26 protein-coding genes, 1 tRNA gene and 1 pseudogene are annotated in these 26,327 nt (G+C 61.0%); 20 read left to right on the top strand and 8 right to left on the bottom strand.

Going from position 1 to position 26,327, the window contains the following annotated elements; translation table 11 throughout:
* A pseudogene (locus AB4Y85_RS00005) lies at positions 1–217 on the top strand (single-stranded DNA-binding protein); the annotation flags it as partial.
* A gap of 205 nt (positions 218–422) precedes the next feature.
* Positions 423–638 carry a hypothetical protein gene (locus AB4Y85_RS00010; RefSeq protein ID WP_441982799.1) on the top strand — a complete coding sequence of 72 codons (216 nt, stop codon included), beginning with the start codon at positions 423–425 and terminating at the stop codon, positions 636–638.
* Positions 639–701: 63 nt separating this feature from the next.
* Here AB4Y85_RS00010 and AB4Y85_RS00015 read toward each other — a convergent pair whose 3' ends face one another.
* Entirely contained in the window at positions 702–1,727 is a 1,026-nt protein-coding gene (locus AB4Y85_RS00015; protein WP_441982800.1) for a calcium-binding protein, read from the bottom strand.
* A gap of 171 nt (positions 1,728–1,898) precedes the next feature.
* Here AB4Y85_RS00015 and AB4Y85_RS00020 point away from each other — a divergent pair, with 171 nt between their 5' ends.
* From AB4Y85_RS00020 to AB4Y85_RS00030, 3 genes are all read left to right on the top strand, one after another.
* Complete coding sequence (locus tag AB4Y85_RS00020) at positions 1,899–3,011, top strand: M20 family metallopeptidase (protein WP_441982801.1); 1,113 nt, start codon at positions 1,899–1,901, stop codon at positions 3,009–3,011.
* Positions 3,012–3,109: 98 nt separating this feature from the next.
* Entirely contained in the window at positions 3,110–3,478 is a 369-nt protein-coding gene (locus tag AB4Y85_RS00025; RefSeq protein ID WP_441982802.1) for a GNAT family N-acetyltransferase, read from the top strand.
* A complete protein-coding gene (locus tag AB4Y85_RS00030; RefSeq protein ID WP_441982803.1) occupies positions 3,471–3,974 on the top strand; it encodes an RNA pyrophosphohydrolase in 504 nt (167 codons plus the stop codon). The genes AB4Y85_RS00025 and AB4Y85_RS00030 overlap by 8 nt, the downstream gene beginning before the upstream one ends.
* A gap of 87 nt (positions 3,975–4,061) precedes the next feature.
* On the opposite strand, the gene AB4Y85_RS00035 is transcribed toward AB4Y85_RS00030, so the two are convergent.
* Positions 4,062–4,685: a MarC family protein gene (locus AB4Y85_RS00035; RefSeq protein WP_441982804.1), complete on the bottom strand. Its 624-nt coding sequence runs from the start codon at positions 4,683–4,685 to the stop codon at positions 4,062–4,064.
* A 69-nt stretch (positions 4,686–4,754) separates the two neighbouring features.
* On the opposite strand from AB4Y85_RS00035, the gene AB4Y85_RS00040 reads away from it, so the two are divergent.
* From AB4Y85_RS00040 to gyrA, 3 genes are all read left to right on the top strand, one after another.
* On the top strand, positions 4,755–5,609 hold the full coding sequence (locus tag AB4Y85_RS00040; protein ID WP_441982805.1) for a protein phosphatase 2C domain-containing protein: 855 nt from the start codon (positions 4,755–4,757) through the stop codon (positions 5,607–5,609).
* 114 nt (positions 5,610–5,723) lie between these two features.
* A complete protein-coding gene (locus tag AB4Y85_RS00045) occupies positions 5,724–6,488 on the top strand; it encodes an SIMPL domain-containing protein (protein WP_441982806.1) in 765 nt (254 codons plus the stop codon).
* Positions 6,489–7,316: 828 nt separating this feature from the next.
* Entirely contained in the window at positions 7,317–10,091 is a 2,775-nt protein-coding gene (gene gyrA, locus AB4Y85_RS00050; protein ID WP_441982807.1) for a DNA gyrase subunit A, read from the top strand.
* A gap of 90 nt (positions 10,092–10,181) precedes the next feature.
* Here gyrA and AB4Y85_RS00055 read toward each other — a convergent pair whose 3' ends face one another.
* The 3 genes from AB4Y85_RS00055 to AB4Y85_RS00065 form a co-directional block, all read right to left on the bottom strand.
* Complete coding sequence (locus tag AB4Y85_RS00055) at positions 10,182–10,640, bottom strand: hypothetical protein (protein ID WP_441982808.1); 459 nt, start codon at positions 10,638–10,640, stop codon at positions 10,182–10,184.
* 460 nt (positions 10,641–11,100) lie between these two features.
* A complete protein-coding gene (locus AB4Y85_RS00060; protein WP_441982809.1) occupies positions 11,101–11,871 on the bottom strand; it encodes an aldo/keto reductase in 771 nt (256 codons plus the stop codon).
* A 2-nt stretch (positions 11,872–11,873) separates the two neighbouring features.
* A complete protein-coding gene (locus AB4Y85_RS00065) occupies positions 11,874–12,479 on the bottom strand; it encodes an AraC family transcriptional regulator (RefSeq protein WP_441982810.1) in 606 nt (201 codons plus the stop codon).
* 172 nt (positions 12,480–12,651) lie between these two features.
* On the opposite strand from AB4Y85_RS00065, the gene coaD reads away from it, so the two are divergent.
* The 7 genes from coaD (at position 12,652) to AB4Y85_RS00100 (ending at position 17,394) form a co-directional block, all read left to right on the top strand.
* A complete protein-coding gene (gene coaD, locus AB4Y85_RS00070; protein ID WP_441982811.1) occupies positions 12,652–13,152 on the top strand; it encodes a pantetheine-phosphate adenylyltransferase in 501 nt (166 codons plus the stop codon).
* A gap of 31 nt (positions 13,153–13,183) precedes the next feature.
* Complete coding sequence (locus AB4Y85_RS00075; protein ID WP_441982812.1) at positions 13,184–13,732, top strand: peptidylprolyl isomerase; 549 nt, start codon at positions 13,184–13,186, stop codon at positions 13,730–13,732.
* On the top strand, positions 13,732–14,238 hold the full coding sequence (locus AB4Y85_RS00080; RefSeq protein WP_441982813.1) for a hypothetical protein: 507 nt from the start codon (positions 13,732–13,734) through the stop codon (positions 14,236–14,238). Before AB4Y85_RS00075 ends, AB4Y85_RS00080 begins: the two co-directional genes overlap by 1 nt.
* A 51-nt stretch (positions 14,239–14,289) precedes the next feature.
* Complete coding sequence (locus tag AB4Y85_RS00085; RefSeq protein WP_441982814.1) at positions 14,290–14,757, top strand: peptidylprolyl isomerase; 468 nt, start codon at positions 14,290–14,292, stop codon at positions 14,755–14,757.
* A 64-nt stretch (positions 14,758–14,821) separates the two neighbouring features.
* Positions 14,822–15,898 carry a tRNA preQ1(34) S-adenosylmethionine ribosyltransferase-isomerase QueA gene (queA, locus tag AB4Y85_RS00090; RefSeq protein WP_441982815.1) on the top strand — a complete coding sequence of 359 codons (1,077 nt, stop codon included), beginning with the start codon at positions 14,822–14,824 and terminating at the stop codon, positions 15,896–15,898.
* Positions 15,899–16,019: 121 nt separating this feature from the next.
* A complete protein-coding gene (tgt, locus tag AB4Y85_RS00095) occupies positions 16,020–17,201 on the top strand; it encodes a tRNA guanosine(34) transglycosylase Tgt (RefSeq protein WP_441982816.1) in 1,182 nt (393 codons plus the stop codon).
* 118 nt (positions 17,202–17,319) lie between these two features.
* Positions 17,320–17,394 (top strand) — tRNA-Lys (locus tag AB4Y85_RS00100).
* A 37-nt stretch (positions 17,395–17,431) separates the two neighbouring features.
* Here AB4Y85_RS00100 and AB4Y85_RS00105 read toward each other — a convergent pair.
* From AB4Y85_RS00105 to aqpZ, 3 genes are all read right to left on the bottom strand, one after another.
* Positions 17,432–18,325 (bottom strand): hypothetical protein, encoded by an 894-nt coding sequence (locus AB4Y85_RS00105; RefSeq protein WP_441982817.1) that lies wholly within the window; start codon positions 18,323–18,325, stop codon positions 17,432–17,434.
* A gap of 112 nt (positions 18,326–18,437) precedes the next feature.
* Positions 18,438–19,913 carry a DUF1254 domain-containing protein gene (locus AB4Y85_RS00110; RefSeq protein WP_441982818.1) on the bottom strand — a complete coding sequence of 492 codons (1,476 nt, stop codon included), beginning with the start codon at positions 19,911–19,913 and terminating at the stop codon, positions 18,438–18,440.
* 11 nt (positions 19,914–19,924) lie between these two features.
* Positions 19,925–20,677 carry an aquaporin Z gene (gene aqpZ, locus AB4Y85_RS00115; protein ID WP_441982819.1) on the bottom strand — a complete coding sequence of 251 codons (753 nt, stop codon included), beginning with the start codon at positions 20,675–20,677 and terminating at the stop codon, positions 19,925–19,927.
* A 374-nt stretch (positions 20,678–21,051) separates the two neighbouring features.
* On the opposite strand from aqpZ, the gene AB4Y85_RS00120 reads away from it, so the two are divergent.
* The 5 genes from AB4Y85_RS00120 (at position 21,052) to AB4Y85_RS00140 (ending at position 26,327) form a co-directional block, all read left to right on the top strand.
* The gene (locus AB4Y85_RS00120) at positions 21,052–21,390 is read left to right on the top strand and encodes a hypothetical protein (protein ID WP_441982820.1); all 339 of its coding nucleotides are present in this window, start codon (positions 21,052–21,054) and stop codon (positions 21,388–21,390) included.
* Between the two features lie 292 nt (positions 21,391–21,682).
* On the top strand, positions 21,683–22,372 hold the full coding sequence (locus AB4Y85_RS00125) for a CerR family C-terminal domain-containing protein (RefSeq protein ID WP_441982821.1): 690 nt from the start codon (positions 21,683–21,685) through the stop codon (positions 22,370–22,372).
* On the top strand, positions 22,369–23,394 hold the full coding sequence (hlyD, locus tag AB4Y85_RS00130; RefSeq protein WP_441982822.1) for a secretion protein HlyD: 1,026 nt from the start codon (positions 22,369–22,371) through the stop codon (positions 23,392–23,394). The genes AB4Y85_RS00125 and hlyD overlap by 4 nt, the downstream gene beginning before the upstream one ends.
* A gap of 45 nt (positions 23,395–23,439) precedes the next feature.
* Complete coding sequence (locus AB4Y85_RS00135) at positions 23,440–25,206, top strand: ATP-binding cassette domain-containing protein (protein WP_441983218.1); 1,767 nt, start codon at positions 23,440–23,442, stop codon at positions 25,204–25,206.
* A complete protein-coding gene (locus AB4Y85_RS00140) occupies positions 25,203–26,327 on the top strand; it encodes an ABC transporter permease (RefSeq protein ID WP_441982823.1) in 1,125 nt (374 codons plus the stop codon). Before AB4Y85_RS00135 ends, AB4Y85_RS00140 begins: the two co-directional genes overlap by 4 nt.

Below are 26,327 nucleotides of genomic sequence, written 5' to 3' on the forward strand. Positions count from 1 at the left end.
AATCGTTCTGCAGCGCTTCCGCGGCGACCTGACGATCCTGGACGCCCGCTCGGGCGGCGGCGGCGGCTCGTCGGAATACGGCGAGGAGGAAGGCGGCGGCCAGATCAGCCGCGGTGGCGATTTCGGACGCTCATCCCCCATGGAGCGCAAGCCTGCTCCGTCTTCGGGCGGCGGCGGATCGCGCTACAACGATATGGACGACGACATCCCGTTCTAGTCCTGAATTTTTGCGGATTTCGCAAAGCCTTTGACGGCGCGGGTCAGGCGACCCGCGTCGTAATCTTTACTGGCGTCCGCTGAGCTGGACATCTGCGGTTGCATTACGGAACCGTAATTTGCGTGCAATGAACCCGGCATCCGGCCAAGCCTAGGATGCTCTCTGTTTCCTGAATCATTTTTTGTTAGACCAAGCGAGGACCTGCATGACTTCCGATTTCGAAAGCGCAGGACACGAGCGATCCCTGGTTTCTCTTCTTGATCTGGAGCAGATCAAGAACGCGGTGAACGAGTTGCGCGCTTCCAGCCCAAGAAGCGTTCTTGCCGATCTGGTCGAGGAGAAAATCCGGAAGATCGAGAATGGTCACCCAGCGCCTATGCAGGAGTTTCCGCTTCACTGGGAGAGGCGGGCCGCCAGCTGAGGGCTTAGCGAAAAGAGAAGGCTCATAGAGAAAAAGGCCCGGGAGTTTCCCGGGCCTTGTCCGTTAGAGGATAAAGTCGGCGGCTGTGAGGCTCGCCTTCTCAACGCCCTCCAGCCTGATATAGTGGGAGGAACCTGCCAGGAAGAGGAACGTGAAGCCGGTGCGCTGGCTGAACTCGATGGCGCCGAAGCTAGGGATGTGCCACGCGCGCAGGTCGATCACATCCTGTCCGGGCTGGAAGTCCAAGATGGTATCCTTGCCCGATGCAATGTCAAAGGCAAACACATCCCGGCCTCCTCCGCCAGCTATCGTATCATTTCCCCTGCCTCCGTGGAGGTAATCATTGCCGTTGCCACTATTGGCCGAGTCGCCGAACAGCCGGTCGTTACCGTCTCCTCCGTAAAGGATGTCGTTCCCATAGGTGACACCTGCGCTGGCGTACTGGGAATCTCCATAGATTGTGTCGTTTCCAGAGCCGCCATCGATAAAATCGTGGCCAGCCTGACTCGCGTCGCTCATGACAACCGCATCGCCATAGAGGGTGTCGTTATCGCTGCCGCCATTGATATGGTCATTCCCACCAATAGCCGACACATACATGGCGAACGCATCGCCATAGATCGTATCGTTGCCGCTATCGCCGTAGAGCTTGTCGATACCGCCGAATGCAAAATCCGTCATAATTTCTGCATCGCCATGAATGGTATCACTGTTGGAACCGCCATAAATGCGATCATGACCGCCAAAAGTGAAGGCGCTCATTTGGCGAGCATCGCCGAAGAGGTTGTCGTTGCCCTGATCGCCCCAGATCCTATCCGACGCGCCGCGCGCATAGGTCTTCAAGGTGAAGGCGTCGCCATAGATGCTGTCGTTGCCGGAACCGCCCCAGATGACATCGGATCCGCCACGGGCATGGCCTCCCAAGTTCTTTGCGTCGCCGTAGAGAGTATCGCTTCCGCCATGTCCATAAATGTTATCGCCGCCAGCAGTTCGCGGTGACGCAATCTGCTGCGCATCACCATAGATGCGGTCGGAAGAAGCTGTACCTTGAAGGATGTCTCGTTTCAAAGAGCCGATTTTCGATACCATTCTCTCAAAATCCTTTCCTTCTTATCCTCAAGAATACCGTCTAATATATCGTTAAGTTTATGGTGTCGCTGCGTCATGTGCGCATACTCCGCACTGTTAAGGTATCTCGATTGCCTTGATGTTTGCTCAAAGAGCCCTTACCCAGCCTGCAAATTCAAAAGAAGCGACGCCATGACCCCTGAATCTCTCGAAACGCTCTGCGCCTGGATCCGCACGGAAAGCCCCACTCATGATGTGGCGGGTGTGAACCTGATGATGGACCTCGTCGTCTCGCAGATGCAGGATGCGCCGGTCGCCATCGAGCGAATTCCAGGCGAGCAGGGCTTAGGAGACGCGCTGATCCTGCGCGTCGGTCCGCAGACGGACGAGCCCGCCATTCTCATCATGTCGCATCTCGACACGGTGCACCCCGTCGGCACGATCCTCAAAGATCTGCCGCTGCGGATCGAGGGTGACCGCATCTACGGTCCCGGCGTCTACGACATGAAGGCGAGCGCCTGGTTCAGCCTCGAGGCTTTCAAGGATGTTGCCCGGGCGGGGACGGCGGCGCGCCCGCTCATCTATCTCGTCACCCCCGACGAGGAAATTGGCTCACCGATGACACGGCCGATCATCGAGGATCTCGCCCGTCGCTCGGCCTATGCTCTCGTAACGGAGCCGAGCCGCGACGGCGGCCAGATCGTCACCGCGCGCAAGGGCGTCGGTCGCTTCGACGTGCATGTGGAGGGCCGTCCGGCCCATGCGGGTTCGCGTCACGCGGAAGGACGCAACGCCGTCTATGAAGCAGCGCGCCAGATCCTCGCCGTCGAGGCCATGACCGATTATTCGCGCGGCATTACCACGACGGTCGGCATGGTGTCCGGCGGTACCGCGGTGAACACGATCCCGCAGCATTGCAGCTTCCCCGTGGACCTGCGCGTTGAAACGGTTGCTGATGGCGAGGCGCTGACGAAGGCGATCCTTGGATTGAAACCGCACAACCCCGATTTCAAGCTCACCGTTACCGGCGGCATGAACCGCCCGCCCTATGAGCGGACGGAAGGCACGTCGAAGCTGTTCGATCATGCCAAGTCGGTCGCGGCCGAGATCGGTTTCGAGCTCATTTCAGCACCGCGCGTCGGTGGCGGTTCCGACGGCAATTTCACGGCGGCTCTCGGCGTGCCGACCCTCGACGGCCTCGGCATAGATGGCCATGGCGCGCATACGCTGCAGGAATACGGCGTGATCTCCACCATCGCGCCGCGCCGGGAGCTGATGAAGCGCCTGATGGAGACGCTGCGCTGACCGCGTTCTCCATCTCTGATCTGCGCGAGAAGCCGCATTTCGCGGAAGCTGTCGCGGACCGCGTCTGGCGCGCTTTCTGGAAGGATGACGGGCATCCGTTGGAACTGCTGACCGGATTGGTCGGCGAAAATTTCGGGGCCGGCCCCATTCCCACGGCGCTCGTTGCGCATGACGGCGAGCACTTCCTCGGCACCGCCGCGCTCATCGAATGCGACGAGGAAACGAGGCCGCAATACACTCCATGGATAGCGGCGCTCTGGGTCGAGCCCGAACATCGCCAGCGCGGGATCGGAGCGGCCTTGGTGGACAGGGCGAGCCAGCTCGCTTTCACCATCGGCGCGGAGCGCGTTTATCTCCTGACCCGTGAGCGGCGGCTTTCATTCTATGAAGGGCTGGGCTGGAAGGTACTCGAAGCAAATGCGCCTGAACTTGGCCTCTTCATCCTGAACAGGGATCGTGATGACTGACCTCCCATATCGCCCGAATGTCGGCATCGCGCTCTTCAACCGGCAGGGCCATGTGCTAATCGCCAAGCGCTTCGCGAATTCCGGTCCCGAGATCATCACGTCAGGCCTTGAATGGCAGATGCCGCAGGGCGGAATCGATGAAGGTGAGGATCTGATTGCCTGCGCTCGCCGCGAGTTATGGGAAGAGACGGGTGTCACGAGCGTCGAATATCTCGGGCAGACGCCGGCATGGCTGTCGTACGATTTCCCGCCCTATAACGGGCCTCCGCACCGGCTGACGGTGTTTCGGGGGCAAAGGCAGAAGTGGGTGGCTTTCCGCTTCGTCGGCGAGGAGAGCGAGATCGACGTCTCAGGTACTCGCAATGGCATGAAGCCAGAATTCAACGAATGGCGCTGGGAAGCGCTTGATCGCGTATCGAGTCTGGTGATCGGCTTCAGGCGTCCTGTTTACGAGCAGGTCGCGCGGGAATTCCGCCCCTTCGCCGCGCCGGTTTAGAGCATTTTTCGGCGAAGTGGACTCGGTTCGCCGTCAAAAATGCGGCCCACAAAGAAGAGAGCTGATTCCACGTATGTGGAAACAGCTCTAGGACAGCGCTTTCACGCCGTCGATGATGAACTGCACCGCAAGCCCCGCAAGGATCACGCCGAGCAGTCGGGTGAGCACCACATTGCCCGTCACGCCGAGCCAGCGTGCCACGCGCTCGGCGGCGGAGAAGACGACGAAGCAGCTGACGACGCCCAGCGCAATCAGCATGAGCAGAGAGCTCAGGTAAACTAGGTTCCCATCCGCGCGTCCGGCGAGCAGGATCACCGCCGTGATGGCGCCGGGGCCCGCCATCAGCGGAATGGCGAGCGGGAAGGCGGCAACGTTGCGGATATGATCCTCGGTGATGGCCACATCGGCCGTATGCTGCTTGCGCTCGTTGCGGCGCTCGAAAACCATCTCGAAGGCGATCCAGAACAGGAGCAGGCCGCCTGAGATGCGGAAAGCCGGAATGCCGACGCCCAGCAGCCGCAGCAGCACCTCTCCGCCGAGGCCGAAGAAGGCCAGGATGCAGAAGGCGATCAGGCAGGCCCTGGTCGAGACGCGCCGGCGCTCATCCCTGGTCATGCCCCTGGTCAGCGACACGAAGATCGGCGCGAGGGCGACCGGATCGAGCGTCACGAGCAGGGTGACGAGAGCGGCGGAGATGAAGTCGAGGAGCATCGGCTGGACCTTACCTTGAGCCTTGCTTTATGACTGTCTTCCTGCGGCTTGGCGAGGGGGAGAGCAACGATGTTCACGGTTTTGGATCGGCTCAGCTGGCCGGGTTCGCCCGATAAGGCCAACGAGGATATCTGCGGGGCGTCCGGGGATTGGGCCTGGATCATCGACACGTCCATCTTTCCCGGCACCGAGCCGGTCATGCATTCCAAGAGCGACGCCGCGTGGCTTGCAGCCTTCGCGGACGAGCGCCTGTCGAACCTCGCGCCCCATGCCGGGGACGGCGTCACCCTGATCCGGCACGTGATGGAGGAGGCCCGCACGGCCTATCGGGCCAAGGCTCCTGAGGCGCGGCATGAGGATTTCGTCACTTGGCCGCTCGGCGCCATGACTCTCGTGCGGCGTGACGGAAATATGCTGGATGTCTGGACCTTCGGCGACACCACGGCCTTCGTACGTCAGCCCGATGGCGAGGTTCTGACCCTGGGCGAAGCGCCCGGGCTGCGCGATTTCGAATCCGCCAAGGCCGCCGAGCTGATGCAGGCTTCAAACTCCCGCCCCAGCGCCATCCTCGATGAGCCTGTCTTCCTGGCTTGGCTCGGAGAGCGCCGTGAGCGGCAACGCAGGAGCGGCACGCCGGCTGCCCTGCTCAGCGTCAATCCGGACGCCGCCGACCGCCTGCGGCACGAGCGGGCTCCCTGCGAGGACGGCACGACGATCCTCCTTACCAGCGACGGCTTCTCGGCCCTGGTGGACCTTTACGGGGTGCTCGATGCCAAAGGCCTGATGGAGGCCGCCATCGCTTCCGGCCTGGAGCCTCTGGCCCGGAAGGCACGGGAGGTCGAAACCGAGCAGGATCCTGACGGCAGGCGCTTCCCGCGCTTCAAGCTGAGCGACGATACGACGGCGATTCTGCTGAGGGCTTAGAAAGAACTTTTGAAGGGTGTATCGAATTCGGTGAGATCGAATTGTTATTATGTAGAGATGCTTTATTATCCGCTCTAGCGAGGTGTTCTGTCTCTAATGCACTTTGGATTGCTCATGATTTTGCGCTCTGTCCTCACAGCTCTGGTTCTCAGTAGTATTACCTTCCATGCCGCTGCTGAAATGGCTTCTTCTGATAGTCGGCGGGAGCCCGTTCTCACAGTGCTTGGACAAGGCAGCTACGAAGTAAGGCCGGATATTGCCCGTTTTCGCGCCACGCTCTCGACCGAGGAGAAAACGCTAGAGGCAACGATGAGACAGCATGGCGAACGGGCAACGCGCGCTGCGGCAGTCTTGCAGGAGTTGAAATTGCTTGGTTTGGAAGTTGAGAAGAGCAGCTTCAGAACCAACGAGAGACGGGTTGTGAAGTCCGTCACTACAGAAGAACTAGCACGGGGGTTACGCCCTTCGAGTGTGATCGAAGGCTATACAGCTGCGACGGACTTCTTTTTGAGGTCGCCTTCTCTTGAAAATCTCAATCAGGCGGTGACGAAACTGGCCGCTTCAGGGCTTTTCGGCTTCCAGACGATTCAATTCAGTGTTCTTCAGGAGCGCGGGGCTTTGAATCAGGCTCGGCGGGCGGCGATGCTGGATGCACGTGAGCAGGCGCAGGCATATGCCGAGCCAGTCGATCTGGAACTCGGCCAGATCCTTGCGATTACAGATGGCGAAGCGCAGCCTCCACAGGGAGAGGCGGATCTACCATCCAGGAGTGCGGGCTATGGTGGGCCTTCCACTGTTCAGATCGTCCCCCCGGCCGTTGTAAAGTTCACGGCTTCGGTGAATGTGACCTGGCGGATCGCTCCTCGTGTGGTCAAGTGAGAGCTTGGGCTCTGCAGAAGAGCAGTAAGGATGCTCTTCGCTACATGAGTTCAACTTAAGGTGTAATTGCCGATCTCATTGGCCCTGCTGGCTAATCTCCCAAGCAGGAGATGATTGCGTTGCGAATATGCGTTCATCTTTTGTTCTTGACAATGATCCTAGCCGTAGCTATAACATTTGCAGCCTGATCCACCGAGGGGCGCGCTCGCGAGGCGTCGTGATTGTGGGATCAAGGCGCGGTCCTGCGGATGTGGCGACAACGCCAGCCCTCCGGCAGGAGGCCCATCGCAGTCCCGCCTGTCGGGATCGTGCGGTGTCCGCCTAAAAAAGCCGTGCGCGAGGGGCCGTCTGGTTCTTCACTCACTTCACCACAGCGAGCCGGACCGCCCTTCGCGCCCCCTCGACTGAAACACCCTCGGGCGAAACATGCCGCGAGGATACTCCCGCTTGTTCGATCGGCGAGTGGATCTCCATGCCTCGATTGCCTCCGCATGATATTTCTTAAACTCATAAATCCTGTAATGCCAATGGTTTAGCGGCCTTTCTGGAGTTGCTTTCTCGACATTGCAGCAATGGATGAGAAAGTGCCGCGGATCGGAAGCAGTGTAGAGCTATGGTCAAGCGCAAATAAGCTTCTGAAATATATACAATTTTTGTGCCTGGTCTTCCCTCTGGAAAACCCGCTAAAAAGCTTGAAAAGCGCTGCGTTTTCCCCCATCTAAGGATCTGAATTTCAATTGGATTCGCGGGGCTGCCGATTGGCTTGACGAAGCGGCATTTACAAGCCGCCTCTCGCGAAAGGGCAGACCGTTTTAAGAAAGACCAACCTTGACCGATCCGAACGATATCCGCCCTGGCGGGGACCAGCCGGCGAGCGACATCAAGCCGATTTCCATCGTCGATGAGATGAAGCGCTCCTATCTCGATTACGCCATGAGCGTGATCGTGAGCCGCGCTCTGCCCGACGCGCGTGACGGCCTCAAGCCCGTGCATCGGCGTATTCTCTATGCCATGAACGAGGGCGGCTATACGCCCGACAAGAAGCACGTGAAATCGTCCCGCATTGTCGGTGACGTGATGGGTCAATATCACCCGCACGGCGACAGCGCGATCTATGACGCCTTGGTGCGCATGGCGCAGGATTTCTCGCTGCGGCTTATGCTCGTGGACGGGCAGGGCAATTTCGGCTCCGTCGACGGCGATCCTCCGGCGGCGATGCGCTACACCGAGTCCCGCCTCGCCAAGGCGGCCATGCCGTTGCTCGAGGACATCGACAAGGACACGGTCGATTTCAATCCGAACTACGACGAGTCGAAATACGAGCCTTCGGTTCTGCCGGCGCGCTTCCCGAACCTGCTCGCCAACGGCGCGGGCGGCATCGCGGTCGGCATGGCCACCAACATGCCTCCTCACAATCTGGGCGAAGTCATTGGCGGCTGCCTGGCCTATATCGACAACGTCGACATCTCGGCCGAAGAGCTGATCGAGATCATTCCCGGTCCGGATTTCCCGACCGGCGCGCTGATCCTTGGTCGCGCGGGCGTGAAGTCGGCCTACACGACAGGCCGCGGCTCCATCATCATGCGCGCCAAGTCCGAAGTGGAGGAAGTGCGCAAGGATCGCGAGGCCCTGATCTTCTCCGAGATCCCGTATCAGGTGAACAAGGCGTCGCTGATCGAGAAGATCGCGGAGCTGGTGCGCGAGAAGAAGATCGAGGGTATCTCCGACCTTCGCGACGAATCCGACCGCGACGGCATGCGTATCGTGGTCGAGATCAAGCGCGACGCGATGGCGGACGTGGTGCTCAACCAGCTCTACCGCTACACGCCGCTGCAGACGAGCTTCGGCGCGAACATGGTGGCGCTGAACGGCGGTCGTCCCGAGCTGATGACGCTGAAGGATCTGATCAAGGCCTTCGTGGATTTCCGCGAGGAGGTGGTTTCCCGCCGCACGAAGTTCCTGCTCAACAAGGCCCGCGAGCGCGCCCACATCTTGTGCGGCCTTGCCATTGCTGTTGCCAATATCGACGAGGTGATCCGCCTCATCCGCACCGCGCCGGATCCGAACTCGGCCCGCGAAGCCCTCATGGGCCGCGACTGGCCGGCGCAAGACATCGCGCCGCTGATCGCGCTCGTCGATGACCCGCGCCACAGGATCAACGACGACGGCACCTATCGTCTCTCCGAGACGCAGGCCCGCGCCATCCTCGAACTGCGCCTGCAGCGCCTCACGGCTCTCGGCCGCGACGAGATCGGCGACGAGCTGTCCAAGCTCGCGGCCGAGATCTCGGAATATCTCGAGATCCTGCGTTCGCGCGCGCGCATCATGGACATCATCAAGACCGAGCTCATCGAAGTCCGCGATACTTTCGCCACGCCGCGCAAGACGCAGATCGTCGATTGGGATTCCGATGTCGACGACGAGGATCTGATCGCCCGCGAGGACATGGTCGTCACCGTGTCCCACGCCGGCTACATCAAGCGCGTGCCGCTCTCCGCCTACCGGTCGCAGCGCCGCGGCGGCAAGGGCCGCGCCGGCATGACGACCCGCGACGAGGATTTCGTCACCCGCCTGTTCGTGGCCAACACGCATACGCCGCTGATCTTCTTCTCGTCCGAGGGACAGGCCTATAAGGAGAAGGTGTGGCGCCTGCCACTGGCTAATCCGAACGCCAAGGGCAAGGCCCTGGTGAACATGCTGCCGATCAAGCAGGGCGAGCGCATCACCACCATCATGCCGCTTCCCGAGGAGGAGGCCTCCTGGGACACGCTCGACGTCATGTTCGCGACTTCGCGCGGCACGGTTCGCCGCAACAAGCTGTCCGACTTCGTGCAGGTGAACCGCGGCGGCAAGATCGCCATGAAACTGGACGAGGGCGATCACATCGTCGACGTGCAGATCTGCTCCGAGCATGACGACGTGCTGCTCACCACGGCCGACGGCCAGTGCATCCGCTTCCCCGTGACGGATGTGCGCGTGTTCAAGGGGCGCGACTCCATGGGTGTGCGCGGCATCAACCTTGCCAAGGGCGACGACATCATCTCGATGGCGATCCTGCGCCACGTCGATGCTTCGGGCGAGGAGCGCTCGGCCTATCTCAAGATGCGCCGTGCCGTGATGGGCGAGCAGACGAACGCTGAGACCGAAGCTGCGGACGATGCGGAGGAGACGGCCGAGAATGCGAACGTCTCGCTGTCTCAGGAACGCTATGCCGAGATGAGCGCTCTGGAGCAGTGCATCCTCACAATCTCCGAGAAGGGCTACGGCAAGCGCACGCTCTCCTACGAGTACCGCATCACCGGACGCGGCGGCAAAGGCATCACGGCCATGGCTGTGAACAGCCGCAACGGCAAGCTGGTGGCCTCGTTCCCGGTCGAGAACTCGGACCAGATCATGCTCGTCACCGATGGCGGCCAGCTGATCCGGGTACCTGTGGACGGTATCCGCACCGTCGGCCGCAACTCGCAGGGCGTCACTGTCTTCTCCACCAAGGGCAAGGAGAAGGTGGTCTCGGTGGAGCACATCGAGGGCGAAGATGCCGAAGAGGGGAATGACATCGCTGATATCGGTGAGGGTGATGTTGCCGAAGGCGGCGAGGAGTAAGATTCGTCCATCTTTCCCATGCCTTGCTGACAATGCAGACAAATAAAAAGGGCGCCACTCGGCGCCCTTCCTCATTATGTATTGTCGATATCAGATGCCTAGAAGTTTGGCATATTCCTTGAGAAATTCATCCGCGAATTTGTCCGCGTTCCTCTGGTTGGTCGTGAGGCGGATTTTGACGAAATTCGCATTTCTGACCGTGACGAACACGTACGAATCCCGCGTCTGTTGACGCTGTGTGATAGCCAGATGAGCCGTCGTGAAACCACCTGCTGTGGATTTGTTGATGAGCTTGGCGTCGTCATAGCTGCCGCTCGCGACATTAGCGGAGATATCCTCTAGGGCCGAGTCACGCTCACTGATAGCATCCGCGCGGGCGGTTGCGGATGTCAGCTTCTTATCGTGGTTATAGACATAGATGTCGGCCCAGGTTTGGGCGTTGCCGTACCTCACGCTGAACCCTAATGGAGCGTTGTGATAGTCGGTTTTTTCGAGCCGTGGCAGGCCGGCAAGCTGCCGGGGAAACGGATACCCGTCGATCTGCGTCATTGCAGCGGGAACGGCGCTCTTTGTCGGCTGCGCAGCGACTGGAGAGCCGAAAGCGCAGATGAGCGCAAAGGCTAGATAGACACTCAGGGAACGAGTAGCGTCCGAAAGGCGACCTATGAAACTCTCCTGCCATGGTGGAATAAAGTATCATATCCACGGCGGGGGTTCTGTCCAGGCGTCGATGACGCTTGAGATAAGTTCAAATTAGAGCCACATAGGCGCTCGAAACGGCGGCCGGAATCAAGATGGCAACGGCGGTGGCGACGACGAGAATGAGACGAATCATCATGGGAGATCTCCTTAACCTTTCGTAAGGATGGTTATAGAGACTTCTCCAATCATGGCCGTGCGCCAGCGCACGACTCCATATTCTGTAAAGCGCCGCTGGGCTGAGCGGGAAAAGCGGCACTATTGCTTCAGTCCGTAGGCTCCTTCGACCCGAATCCCGATCAAACCTCGCCTATGATAGATCCCTGAAGGCGCTGATGGTCTCTGCCAGATGGATGTATGAGCGCGTCCCGGTAATGATGATACCGTTGTCCACACGATCCGCAATGAACTGCAATGCCTCACGCAGCGCATTTATTTTCTGGCCAGTGGTTCCGGTTGCGACCGCGCCCATAGCCAGTGGACGGTTGATGATCGGGACGACGCCGGACCTGGATAGTTCCTCGAAGGAATTCTCGAAGCTCGTGTTCTGCAAGTTGAAGGGAACCTGGATGTGGGAAAAATAGCCGGTCCCGCATGCGAAGCTGAGATCGTCGCTGCTGCTGATGCTGGCTCCGAACTGCTCGATGCCGAGAGATTTTGCATAGCTGATCGCGCGGACCACATCGTTCGACTTCATCGCTTCGGTTGTTGCCTTGTGTATCTGAAGAATGTCGATGGTTCCCAACAAGGCCATGCTTTGATCGATGCTCCGGCAGAGCGCGTCATAGGAGTGATCGACATAGGTTGTTGCGGATTCTGCGATCCAGTGTTCTCCCGCCTTCGTTGCGATGGTGAGATCGCGGCGTTCCGCGCCGGAGGTTGAGAGATAGCGGCCCAACAAGCGCTCGCTCTCGCCATAAGCAGGCGCGGTATCGAAGAAGCTGATGCCGAGATCGACCGCTTTGCCGATCAGCGCAACGGCTTCGTCTGCCGATGGAGGCTGCCCTTTGTGGACGCCCCACTCGCGGCCGAGCGAAACCAACCCAAGCCCTAATGTAATTTTCTTGTGCGTGATGGGCATGATCAGCTCTTCGGGTGGAAATCGGTCTGCCGTTGAATGCTCGCCTGATCAAAGGAGCTTTTGCCGAAGATGACTTCGCCGACGCCGATGCGAAGCTTTCGCGCCGGTCCATGCCCTTTCAGTACTGCAGCCCTTTCGTCTGGGTCGTGATGCGTGAAATCCTCTCCATCGGCGAGAATGCAATCGATGACGGAAATCTGCCCGAGAATCTGGCTCCCCGTTCCCAGATGGCTCACGCCATAGACACTTGCGCCTGACGCGTAGCGCCCACGATCGCCGATTGTGACCTTCGCGCCCGGACGGTCGGCTTTCGCGGTAAAGCCGCCATCGCCGAATGTATTGCCGTTGCCGATGGATATCGTGCCGCCGCAGGCATCGATCATCGACATTGCGTGGAAGATGTTCCGATCTCCGATCTCACAGCGTGAGTCCGCCGCGCATCGTATCGTCGTGCAGGGGTAGAATATATTTCCCGAGCCGATATTGGCATGGCGTGAGAGCAGGGTGGAGAAGGGGTCGTAGATGGTGTTGCGGTCGCACAGCGACAGCGTCTCCTCAATCGTCAGGAAGCCGTCACGCCGGCGGATGTCGTCTATGATGGTCATCATGGCAGGAGCTTCCGAAATCCTTCAAGCTTGGACAAGACTGGACTTTCCGATGGATGGTGGCGCCATCGCCACAATATTGCAATGATAGAGCGTGATTCATGTTAAGGGGAAGAGTGAGGCCCTTTCCAGGGCATCTTGCCCTCCGGCCTGTCTCAAGCTACGCCTTGAAACCATGACACGTATCGCCCTTTATACCGGCAGCTTCGATCCCGTCACGAACGGCCACCTGGACGTCCTGCGCCAGGCCTGCCGCGTGGCGGATCGGATCGTGGTCGCCATTGGCGTCCATTCCTCGAAGGCGCCCATCTTCAGTCCCGAGGAGCGGGCCGAGATGCTGCACGCGGTCTGCGGACCCGTCCTGAAGGCCGAAGGGGTGGAGCTCGCGGTCGCGACCTTCAACGATTTGGCGGTGACGGCTGCCCGGCGTCATGGGGCGAGCCTGATCGTCCGCGGCCTGCGGGACGGCACGGATCTCGACTATGAAATGCAGATGGCCTCCATGAACGCCACCATGGCGCCCGAGGTCCAGACGGTTTTCTTCCCCGCTTCGCCCCTGGTCCGCCCCATCACCGCCACGCTTGTGCGCCAGATCGCGGGGATGGGGGGCGACGTTTCGGCCTTCGTGCCCGGCCTTGTCGCCGAGCGTTTGAAAGCCAAATTCACGCGGCAATAAAGTTTCTGAAATCAACAGGAGAATCCGACCCATGAAGCGTTTGATCGCAGCCTCCGCGCTTGTGCTCGCCGGCCTTGCCCCGGCCTTCGCCCAGCCGGCCAACGATCCGCAGAACACCGTCTTTCTTGACACCAAGGATGGCCGCATCACCATCCGCCTGCGTCCGGACCTGGCGCCGAAGCACGTGGAGCAGATCAAGACGCTCACGAAGCAGGGCTTCTACAACGGTGTGGTGTTCCACCGGGTGATCGACGGTTTCATGGCCCAGACGGGCGATCCGACCGGTACCGGCACGGGCAAGTCGGACCTGCCGAACATCCCGGCCGAGTTTTCTCAGACTCAGTACAAGCGCGGTTCCGTCGGCATGGCCCGTTCGCAGAGCCCGAACTCCGCCAACAGCCAGTTCTTCATCTGCTATGATGGCTGCGGTCCGCTGACCGGCCAGTACACCCTCTTCGGCGAGGTCGTGGCCGGCATGGACGTGGCCGACAAGATCAAGAAGGGCAATGCAGCCGCCAACGGCATGGTCTCGAGCCCCGACAAGATCGTGAAGATGCAGCTCGCCGCCGACGCGAAGTAATGAACGTCAGCCTTTATCCAGCGCGGCGAGCCATCGCCGCGCTTCTGCTTTTGCTGGCCGGGGCCTCACCCCTGGCCGCGCAAGGGGTTGCGCCCTTTGACGATCCGGATGAGAGGCAGGAGCAGCTGGAGCCGCCGTTGAGCCTGCCCGAGGGCCTCGGCGCGACGATCCGGCCCAATCCGCAGGCGCCCTCCGTTCCTCGGGTCAACCGCATCGCGGATGTCTTCGTGGCCATCCAATCCTGCTGGCGCCCGCCGTCAGGGAGCGGATATTCAGGGCAGGAAATTACGCTGCGCATGAGTTTCAAGCGCAATGGTGAGGTCCTGGGTCAGCCCAAGATCACTTATTACAACCCAGGGACCGTGCAGGATCAGCGTGAGCCGTTCACGCGTTCCGTCCGCGAGGCTTTCGTGCGCTGCACGCCCTTGCCTGTCTCGGAAAGTTTGGGACGCGCCATCGCCGGCCGCATCTTCACCTTCCGTTTCATCGATGCTCAGCCTATGTGAATGAGCAGGACGCCGATTTGGACAAGTATGACGCCAGTATAGGAGAATCTGATGGCAGATCCGGAAAATACCCTCATCATGGAAACCACCAAGGGCCGCGTGGTCATCGAACTGCGCCCTGACCTTGCTCCGGGCCATGTGGAGCGCATCAAGACCCTCGCCCGCAAGGGTTTCTATGACGGGGTCGCCTTCCACCGGGTGATCGAGGGCTTCATGGCCCAGACCGGCTGCCCCCAGGGCACCGGCACCGGTGGTTCGGACCTGCCGGACCTGAAGGCCGAGTTCAATGCCGAGCCTCATGTGCGCGGCACCTGCTCGATGGCGCGCACGAACTTCCCGCACTCGGCCAACTCGCAGTTCTTCATCTGCTTCGACGATGCCCGCTTCCTCGACAAGCAGTACACCGTGTGGGGCAAGGTGACCGAAGGCATGGACAACGTGGACAAGATCAAGCGCGGCGAGCCCGTGAAGGATCCGGACCGCATCGTTTCCCTGAAGATCGCGGCGGACGCGGCTTAAAGCCGGTCATACATCTGTCATCCCGGCCAGCCTCTGGCGTCCGGGATGACAGCTTAAGAAATCCATGCGCGTCGACCTCTTCGACTTCGAACTCCCTGAGCAAAACATCGCGCTCCGCCCCGTGGAGCCGCGTGATGCCGCGCGCATGCTCTTGGTCAGGCCAGACGCCGCTTTCGAGGACCGTACAGTCCGCGAGCTGCCGGATCTCTTGCAGCCCGGCGACGTGCTGGTCTTAAACAACACGAAGGTCATTCCTTCGCGGCTCTATGGTCTGCGCGTGCGCGAAGAGACGGCGGCGCGCGTCGAGATCATGCTGCACAAGCGCGAGGGAGTCGACCGCTGGCGAGCCTTTGCGCGCCCAGCGAAGAAGCTCAATGTAGGCGACCGCATCCGCTTCGGAGACAATTCCGAGAGCACGGCCTGCGAACTCGTTCGTCTCGATGCGGAAGTGGAGGAGAAGGGCGAGGGCGGCGATGTGGCCCTGCGGTTTTCCTTCTCCGGCCCGTTCCTCGATGAGGCCATCGCCCGTCTCGGCGAATTGCCTCTGCCGCCGTATATCGCGGGCAAGCGGGCGACGGACGACAAGGACCGTACCGATTATCAGACCGTCTATGCTCGGGACGAAGGCGCTGTAGCTGCCCCGACCGCCGGCCTGCACTTCACCGACGATCTGTTCCGCCGCTTGGACGAGCGCGGTATCTCCCGCCATTTCGTGACGCTTCATGTAGGTGCGGGCACCTTCCTGCCGGTGAAGGCGGACGATACCACCGAGCATAGGATGCACGCGGAGTGGGGCACCGTCACGGAGGAGACCGCGCTGGCGCTCAACGAGGCGCGGGCGCGAGGAGGGCGGATCGTCGCCGTCGGCACGACCTCGCTGCGACTGCTCGAGAGCGCCGCCCGCGAGGACGGGACGATTGCTCCGTTCTCCGGTGATACGGCGATTTTCATCACACCCGGCTATCGCTTCAAGGCCGTGGACGTGCTGATGACCAATTTCCACCTGCCGCGCTCGACCCTGTTCATGCTGGTTTCCGCCTTCGCAGGACTGGATTCCATGCGCGCGGCCTATGCTCACGCCATTGAAACAGGCTATCGCTTCTATTCCTACGGCGATGCCAGTTTGCTGTTTCGGCGTTGACTAGGTGTCATCCCCGGCGGCCTGAAAGGCCGGGAAGGGGATCCATTAATAGTATGCGGCGGTCGTGGATTCCCTTCCCCTCCGCTGCGCTCCGGCCGGGAATGACAAAGAGAGATCTTGAATGACCAACGAGACCTTTACCTTTACCGTCAACAAGACCGACGGCATGGCGCGTACCGGCGAGATCCGGATGCCGCGCGGGGTCATTCGCACGCCGGCCTTCATGCCGGTGGGGACGGCTGCGACCGTGAAGGCCATGTATCCCGATCAGGTCAAGGCTCTCGGCGCTGATGTGGTGCTCGGCAATACCTACCACCTCATGCTTCGGCCCAGCGCCGAGCGGGTCGCCAAGCTTGGCGGTCTGCACAAGTTCATGAACTGGCCCTATCCGATCCTCACTGATTCCGGCGGCTTCCAGGTCATGTCGCTCTCGGCCCTGCGCAAGGTCGATGAGACGGGCGTGACCTTCCAGTCCCACATCGACGGCTCGAAGCATTTCATGTCGCCGGAACGCTCCATCGAGATCCAGGGGCTTCTGGGCTCCGACATTCAGATGCAGCTCGACGAATGCGTGCGCCTGCCGTGCTCCGATGATGAGGCCGAGCGGGCCATGCGCCTGTCCCTGCGCTGGGCCGAGCGCTGCCGCATCGCCTTCGGCGAGCAGCCGGGAAAGGCCATGTTCGGCATCGTCCAGGGCGGGGCCGTGGAACGCTTACGCATCGAGAGCGCGCGCGAACTCGCTGCCCTCGACCTCAAGGGCTACGCAATCGGCGGCTTGGCCGTGGGTGAGCCGCAGGACGTGATGCTGCGCATGATCGAGACCGTCGAGCCGCACATGCCCAAGGAAAAGCCGCGCTATCTCATGGGTGTGGGCACGCCGGACGATATCGTCGAGGCGGTGCGACGGGGCGTGGACATGTTCGACTGCGTCATGCCCACCCGCGCCGGACGCCATGGGCAGGTCTTCACCCGCTTCGGGCGCATGAACCTGCGTAATGCCAGGTTCGCCGAGGATACCCGCCCCCTCGACGAGGCATCCAAATGCACGGCCTCGAACACCTATTCGAGGGCCTACCTGCACCATCTCGTCCGCTCCAACGAGATCCTGGGCATGATGCTGCTGACCTGGAACAACCTGGCCTATTACCAGGAGCTGATGGCAGGACTGCGCAAGGCCATCGCCGATGGACGGCTCGAGGATTACATCGGCGAGGTCAAGGAAGGCTGGGCTCAAGGGGAGCGCGACAGCAAGCCTGAGATCGGCCACCATGCGGACAACATCGCCATGCCGGCTGAGGGATAGCCGGCCTGGGACTGCCGGTGCTTGGCGTTATCCGCCGAGAGTTGAGGATTTCGACCCCGAAACGGGGCTTTTCGATTGACCCACCGGCCAAGAGCCCCTATTTCGGGCTCACCTCTGGGGGCGGGTAGCTCAGTGGTAGAGCATTCGACTTTTAATCGAATGGTCGTGGGTTCGAACCCCACCCCGCTCACCACCTTCTCCAGTGACAGCGCTGTGCAGCGAGACGGACCTCAGAATCGCATACTGAGGCCCAGGATCGGCCCATGCTGCACCATGTCGAACTCGTAGCGCCTCAGGCCCTGGCCTTGAGCGTAATCGACCGACAGGGCGCGGTAGCCGATGACCCCTGAGAAGGTGATGCCCTGATAGGTGCCGAGTTCGAAGCCGTAGCCGCCGATGGCCTGCCACGAAAACTCGCTTCCGACGCCGAATCCGCCGATATCGCCGCGCAGGAAAAGCTCATGCCCCGGCGCCACCGTATAACGCACCCGTGCGCCGATCACCGGGTCGAGCCAATCGACGGAGCCGGAGCGGGCGAAGGCCCGTGCTCCCTCGATCTGCAGGTCGCCGACATTGATACTGCCCGCGAGATCGAATGAGAGATCGGCCTCCTGATACCAGTAACGGGCAGCGCCGAGGATATCGAAGGCCACAGGCCCCGACCGCGCCACCTCATAGGCTGCGCCGAACTCCGCGATGGCCATATCGATATCCAGCTTGACGGAAGTGCCGATCGTTGCGGTCACGCCCGGTGCGGGATTGCGGGTTCGGACGTTGCTGTTCTCGACACCGACATTGAGCCAGACCAGATCAGTATAGAGGGCAAGCGGACCATGGCGGGCCTCGAAAGTGCCCATCAGAGCCATCAGCGTGTCGCTCTTCTCCACGATATCGATGAAGCTCGCATCGACCTTCACCGAGCGCCCGCGCACGGTCTGCGTGCCGTCGATGGAGATAAGCCAGCCATAGGGAATGAAACTGAAGCTCCAGGCCGGTGCCGGGCTCGGCGCTTCGATAAGCGGCGGCTCAGGCGCCAGATCGGCAGCGCGCGTCGCGAAGCCGGATATCGGCAGCAGGGATGCCGCCAGCAAAAAGCTGAACAGCCAGGGTACACGTTGGCTCATCGGACTTCTCCGTCTCGACACCCGGTGTGGAAGCATTTGAACCCGGTTTGCGGCCAAGGTCCAGCCGGATTTATCCGGCTGGACCGATGCATTTGATGCTCGCTCCCGCGTCTCACTGCGCCGCAAACTCGGGCAGGGCCGTCGTCTTGGTGACGGGGGGGGGATTCCAGCGGCCGACGAGGGCCTCCGCCTTGGGCGCGTAGAGCCGCATGGTGAGGTTGAACTGGCCCTTCGGCGCGGGAAGCCAGTTCGCCTCCTTGTCCTTGCCGGGATTTTCGCTCTGCACGTACAGCGTCAGCGAACCGTCGGGATCATGCGTGAAGGGCATCCAGCTGCTGAGGGCGAAGCGATTGAGCGGGTTTCCCACCTGGAAGCCTGCCATGTCATAGAGCGTCACCGACCAGAATGCCGCTACCGGCGGCAGCGCGTTCGCTTCGAAGTGCAGCGTGTAACGGTTTGCCCCATCGAGGGGCTTTCCGGCCTCATCGCCGAGACTGAGGGGATAAATCGCATCCTCGGGCAGGTTCGCGCCCAGCCCAGCCTGAGCGACGATGGCACGCTTGAGATAGTAATTGCCGTAGACACCCATCGTGTCGGTGTTCATCGACCAGTAATTGGCGACGCGGGCCATCGTGGGCGTCTTCCATTCCATCAGTCTCAGCGCCGTCTTGGGCGCGCCATCGATGGCCTTTTTGACGGCGGGGTCGAGCTTCGAGATGTCGAAGTCCCGGCCGGCCTCGAACCCGATCCGCTTCAGTCGGGCGATGATGGGCTGATCGGTGACATGTGGCGGATGCATCTTCAGCAGTTCGGCCGCGTAAGCAAAGAACTTGTCGCCCGCCATCGTATCCACCTGCGTCTTCGGCGGCGTCTTCAAGTCCACACTCGGGTCGATCCTGGCCTCGACCGGCTTCGGTTGTTTGCCCCATTCGGACAGGGGAGTGAGCTTGTAGCCGGCCTGGACCTTATGAACGGCTTCGTAATCCGGTGGGCCATCGGTCTTGGTGCGTCCGATGATCCAGACATAGGGGGTAGGGGCGTCGATGCGCGTGAATCCGTCAGGATCGGTGCCACTCCAGCCGGGCGGGACCAGCAGGAAGTTGGCCGCTTGCGTGCCCGTGGTGCGCCATCCGGGTGACGCGAAGACATCGGTCCACATGTCGAGCATGGGCAGCAGATAATAGCGCCCGTCCGTGTCCGGTGCGGACACGACCATCGGCTCGCGTGTCAGGTCGACCCAGCCGCTTGAGTACAGCGTGTCGAAGTTGGGGCGGACGACGGCCTTCATTTCAGCAGTCGGAAAGGCCGGAATATTCACGAAGGTGTTCATCGGTCCGCCGATGCCGCCATTCCCGGGCGGTGTATTCACGAGCTGCCTGCGGGTCACATCCATTGTGACGAGAGGGTAGAAGTAGAGATAGGCCTCGGTGGCGATGGTCCGCGCGTCCGCCTCGGAGATCGGCTGCGCGCTCACGGTCGCCGCGAAGCCGAATGTCGCTGAGGCCAATCCCACCGCAAGCAGGGTGTGGGCGGCGCGCAGTCTCCGTCGATCGATGGATTGTTGTCCATCGCTTTGAGCGTGCTTCATGATGTCCTCCCTCATTCGGCCGAGGCGGCGGGCGCGATGCCGGTAACCTGTGCCGATGGTTCTTCGCTCAGCCAGCGATAGAGAATCCCGCCGAGCACTCCGCCGATCAGCGGCGCGATCCAGAACATCCAGAGCTGCGCCAGCGCCCAGCCGCCTGCGAAGAGCGCGGGGCCGGTGCTGCGGGCCGGATTGACCGACGTGTTGGTGATCGGGATGCCGACGAGGTGAATGAGGGTAAGCCCAAGGCCGATGGCAATGGGGGCAAAGCCCACCGGCGCCTTGCCGTGAGTTGCACCCATGATGATGAAGAGGAACATCATCGTGAGTACGACCTCAGTGACGAAGCCGGAGATCATGCTGTATCCGCCGGGTGAATGCGCGCCATAGCCATTGGCCGCGAAGCCCTTGGCGGCATCGAAACCGGGCGCGCCGGATGCGATGAGATAAAGCACGAAGGCCGCGATGACGGCTCCGATCACCTGCGATACGATATATGGTGCGATGTCGCTTTTCGGGAAACGCCCACCCGCCGCAAGCCCGACCGTCACCGCAGGATTGAGATGACAGCCCGAAATATGGCCGATGGCATAGGCCATGGTGAGCACAGTCAGGCCGAAGGCAAGCGACACGCCGAGCAGCCCGATGCCGACATCGGGAAAAGCCGCGGCGATGACCGCGCTGCCGCAGCCGGCAAACGTGAGCCAGAAGGTGCCGATGGCTTCGGCTGCGCATTTGTGGAGGTTTTGGCTGTTGTGGAGATCCATGGGTCGCTCCTGCCTTACGCTGGTAGTTTATGTTCCCCCTCGTTCTCATGCCGCTTTTTTGCGGCTTTGAGCGTCATGTGCGCTCAGCCGGAGACGGCGTTCATCCAGTCATGGAATGTCCGCTCTCGGTTATCCGAAGTGTGCGGTCAATCGAGCATAAAAGCCATTAGGGAAAATCCTAAAAACGGCGAGGATAAACCCTGAGTATATCTTAGCCTTCGGCTGGGGTCGCCTCCACCGTAAGTGGGGAGGCTTACGCTACCGAATTGCCGTTGCCTCTCAAGAAACTGTCATCAAACTGTCATGGAAACTTCACTGTTTTTGCTGCCGCTGGGCTGCTACCGAAGCCATCTCCACAGCAAAGAGAGTACTCTATGGCGAAGAAGTCCAAGACCGACGGTGAAGAGCTTTCCCTCATCGCGAAAGCAATCCGTCGTGGTGAAAAGCTGGAACGGACGCTGACCAAACTCACCCGGCTGAATGAGCCCCAGTCTCATGTCGAAACTTTCCTGAAGGCCGTGCAAAAGGGCTTGGAGCAGCTTCGGCAAGAGCCCGCCGCTACCGAGACCCAAAGCAAAGCGCCGAAGAAAAAAGCCAAAGCCGTGCAGAAGCAGAAAATCGATGAGAGCGCAGTCGCCCCGGCTGCCGTAAAGCGTACTCGCAAGCCCAAAGCACCTGACCTTGTTGCGCCAGCGGATGCCAAGGCGACCTGATTTAACGCTGCGCACTTCGTCGCGCATGCGGGAAACATACATGTGAAGTCAGGACGGTAACTAAACATCGCCCCCTCCCGAGCGGGGGAGGGGCGAGGGTTAGGAGCCGCCCTTTCAGGAAATGACTATAATTCCTCGCCCGGTCGCATTGCTTGGCCTCGAACTACAATCTCGTGGCAGTGAGTGAATGCGTGGGAAAATCCACATGCGATTCAAAGCTTCGCCGAAGTATTAAATCAAATGATTGATTTAATTGCTCATCCGAATAGACTGCTGCTCTGTGAGGTGAGCGATGACGGCGAGACAGCAGGCCAAGGCAATCCGTGGCGATCTGACCCGTGAGCGGCTTCTGACGACGTCCATCGATGTGTTCGGGCGCTATGGCTTCGATGGGGCGACGACCCGGATGCTGACGGATGCGGCGGGCGTGAACCAGCAGGCAATTCCGTACTATTTCGGAAGCAAGGAAGGCCTCTATATCGCCACGGCCGAGTTCATCGCCGAACAGATCAGTGTCCACGTCTCTCCCATGCGCGACAAGGTGAGAGGGCGCTTCCTGAAGGCGGATGAGGAAGGCCGCCCTGTCGAGGTGGCCGAGGCCCGCGCCTTGCTTTCCCAGATCGTCGAGACTGTGGCTGCCCTGTTCGTCAGCGAGCAATCGGAGCCTTGGGCCCGCTTCATCATCCGCGAGCAGATGTATCCGACAGAAGCGTTCCGGCGCATCTACGATGCCATCATGAGCCCGATGTTCGATGTTGCAGGCCGCCTAGTCGGCATCCTGCTCCGCGACGATCCGGCGACCGAGCATATTCGGCTGAGGACGCTGTCGCTTCTCGGCAGCATACTGGTCTTCCGCATGGCCCGCGCCGCCGTGATGGCCAAACTCGGATGGGAGACCATCGGTGCGGACCAGCTCCTCGCCATCCAGGCACACGCCCGCGAGCTTGTCGCCGCGATCGGCAAGGAAGGTGCCGTGTCATGAACAGAAAGAAGATCGCTGCGATTGCCCTGCCTCTCCTGCTGCTTGGCGGAGGCGCCGCGTGGTGGTTCAACGTGCCAGCCCGGCTCGGCTTGGTCGAGTCGCGTCACGACAGCAGGACGCTGTACGGCAATGTCGACATCCGGCAGGTCCAGCTCGGCTTTCGCGTGCAGGGGCGCCTTGCCGAGGTCAAGGTGGATGAGGGCGACACCGTCAAGGCAGGCGACCTGATCGCCCTGCTGGATGCCACACCCTACAGGGATGCGGTCACGGCCGCCGAGGCACAAGTTCAATCCCTGCGCTCGACATTGCAGAAGCTCGAAGCCGGGCCACGCGAGGCGGAGATCGCCGGATCGCGGGCATTGCTCGCGGAAAGCCAAGCCGATCTGCAGAATGCCGAACTGGCATTCGACAGAGCCGAACGCCTGCGTCCGAGCGGAGCCGTCTCGCAGGCAAGCGTCGATCAGGCGACGGCATCGCGCGATATGGCGCGCGCCAGAGTGCAGTCGGCGCAGGAGGCTCTTAAGATTTTGCTGGAGGGCACGCGCCGGGAAGAGATCGATGTGGCGAGAGCCAACCTGCTCGCCGCCGAGGCCAGTCTGGCCTCCAGCAAAACTTCGCTCGGGGATACGGAACTGCGCGCGCCGTCCGATGGCGTCGTTCTCTCTCGGGTGCGAGAGCCGGGGGCGATCGTGTCGCCGAGCGATATCGTTTACGCCATTTCCCTGACGAACGATGTCTGGGTGCGAGCCTATATCGGCGAGCCGGATCTGGGCCGCATCCATCCCGGAATGATCGTTGATGTCACGAGCGATACCGCCCCGGACAAAGCCTACAAGGGACGCATCGGTTTCATCTCGCCCGTTGCGGAATTCACGCCGAAATCCGTCGAGACGCCTGATCTGCGGACCGATCTCGTCTATCGCCTGCGCGTGATCATCGATCAGCCCGACCCGGGCCTGCGTCAGGGCATGCCGGTGACGATCCGGTTGCCTGAGGTGACTGCAACCGCGCGGACCGACTAGCCGCCGCCGACGCTCGTAAGTGAAGGGATTGGGGCCGTGACCGAAATTCCGACATCCGCCATTGAAGACAAGCCCGCGTTCATCCAGCTCAAGGACGTCACCAAACGTTTCGGCTCCGCGCCTCCGGCTCTCGATGGTGTGTCCGGCGCGATCCGGGGCGGTGAGATCACCGGCCTCGTCGGCCCCGACGGCGCCGGCAAGACGACACTGATCCGGTTGATGACCGGCCTTATGGTGCCGGAAGCAGGATCGCTCTCCGTGCTCGGTTTCGACACAGCGGATCAAGCTGCCGACATCCAGGCTGCCATCGGCTATATGCCCCAGCGTTTCGGTCTTTACGAAGACCTGACGATCCAGGAAAACCTCAATCTTTATGCCGATCTGCGCGGACTGCCGCAGGCCGAGCGCCCAAAGGTATTCGACGAGCTTCTGACCTTCACCGATCTCAAGCAGTTTACTGCACGGCTGGCCGGAAAACTGTCCGGCGGGATGAAACAGAAGCTTGGTTTGGCTTGCGCGCTTCTCAAGAAACCGCAACTGCTTTTGCTCGATGAGCCGAGTGTAGGCGTCGATCCGATCTCGCGTCGCGAACTCTGGAAGATGGTCGAAAATCTGACCAAGGACGGCATCGGCGTCGTGTGGTCGACCGCTTATCTCGACGAAGCGGAGGCGTGCGACCGGGTTCTCCTGCTCAATCAGGGAAAGCTTCTTTTCACCGGCAAGCCCGCTGACCTGACCTCGCGCGTCGATGGCCGCGTCTTCCGTCTGACGGGAGCCACAGGCCGCAGGCGTCAGGTTCTTGCAAAGGCGTTGGGTGAGGACGGCGTTGTCGATGGCGTGATCCAGGGGGAGGCGATCCGGCTCGTCATGAAGCCGAACATGACGCCATCGGCCGCGCTCCTTAAGGATGCAGGGCCCGATGCAGCGGTCGAAAAGGCGGTCCCACGGTTCGAGGACGCATTCGTGGACATGCTGGGCGGTGGACCCGGTGGATATTCCAAGCTGGCGGCAGAGGCCCGCACCCTGCCTTCTCAGGGCGACAAGCCTGTCATCGAAGCCCGTGGCCTGACCAAGCGGTTCGGCGATTTCACGGCATCGGACAACATTACGTTCGACATTCCACGCGGCCAGATTTTCGGTCTGCTCGGCCCTAACGGCGCCGGCAAGTCCACGACTTTCAAAATGCTCTGTGGCCTGCTGAAGCCGACTGAAGGCGAGGGGCGGGTGGCAGGCTTCGACCTGCGCCGCGACGGAGCGCAGGCTCGCAACACCCTCGGCTACATGGCGCAGAAATTCTCGCTCTATGGCGATCTCAGTGTCGGACAGAATCTCGATTTCTTCGCCGGCGTTTACGGATTGTCGGGACAGCGTCGGCGCGAGCGTATCGCGCTGATGACGGAGATATTCGATTTCAGGGCGCGCAAGGACATGTCCGCCAAGGATCTGCCCTTGGGCCTCAAGCAGCGCCTGGCGCTCGCCTGCGCGGTCATGCACGAACCGCAGGTTCTTTTCCTCGATGAGCCGACCTCCGGCGTCGATCCCATTACACGCCGCGAGTTCTGGACTCATATCAACGGGTTGGTCGAGAAAGGCGTTACCGTTCTCGTGACCACGCATTTCATGGACGAGGCGGAGTATTGCGACCGCATTTCGCTCATCTATCGCGGGCGCTCGATTGCGCTGGGCTCGCCGGATGAGCTGAAAGCTAAGGTGGCCAATGCCAGCCATCCCGACCCGACGATGGAAGACGCGTTCATCGCTCTCATTGAAGCATCCGAGCGGACCGATGCTAACGAGAGGAGCGCCGCATGAGTGCTTCCGACCACTTTCGCAGGCTTGCCACGCTCATCCGCAAGGAGACCTACCAGATCGTCCGCGATCCGAGCAGCATCCTCATCACGCTCGTTCTGCCCGCAATCCTGCTTTTCCTGTTCGGCTACGCGGTTTCGCTCGATACTGCCCGCACCCGCATCGGTCTCGTGGTCGAAGATGCCACGCCAGTGAGCGAGGATCTGGCCGCGAGCTTCCAGGCGTCGCCTTACTTCGCCATCACCTATGGCAGGGACCGGCGGCAATTCGAGGAAGCCCTCGTTCTTGGGCGCGTGCGCGGCATCGTCGTGATCCCCGCGACATTCACCGCCGATTTCGCGGCCGGACGAAGGCCTGCGCTTCAGGTCATCGTCGACGGTTCAGAGCCTAATAACGCGAATTTCGTTCAGAACTACACTCAAGGCACTGTTTCCACTTGGGCAGCAATGCGCCGGTCGGAAGGAGCCGGTGAGGCGCCTCCGATCATGGTCGAGCAGCGCTTCTGGTTCAACCCGGAGCTGACGAGCCGCTTTTTTCTGGTGCCGGGTTCCATCGCCATCGTCATGACGCTCGTCGGCACATTGCTCACATCCCTCGTCATTGCCCGCGAATGGGAACGCGGGACGATGGAGGCCGTGATGGCGACGCCCGTCACCGCGACGGAGCTCTTGATCGGGAAAATTATCCCGTATTTCCTGCTCGGGCTGACGGCGATGACCCTTTGCCTGCTGCTTGCGGTCTTCGTCTTCGATGTTCCGTTTCGCGGATCCCTCATCGCGCTCTATGCCCTGTGCGCGACTTTCCTCATCCCCGCCCTGGGGCAAGGGCTGCTGATTTCAGCCGTGACCAAGAACCAGTTTCTGGCGTCCCAGCTCGCCCTGATCAGCGCCTTCCTGCCGGCTTTCCTTCTGTCGGGCTTTCTCTTCGAGATCGATTCCATGCCCGTCGCGATCCAATGGATCACGGTGATCGTGCCCGCTCGGTACCTGATCCCGAGCCTTCAAACGGTTTTCCTGGCGGGAGATATTTGGCCGATGTTCGCGAGGTCCATCGCCATCATGCTGCTGATGGGGATGATCCTGTTCACGCTCGCAGCGCGTAATATCCGCAAGAGGATCGCCTGA

The organism is Microvirga sp. 2YAF29, from assembly GCF_052114605.1.
Lineage (GTDB): Bacteria > Pseudomonadota > Alphaproteobacteria > Rhizobiales > Beijerinckiaceae > Microvirga.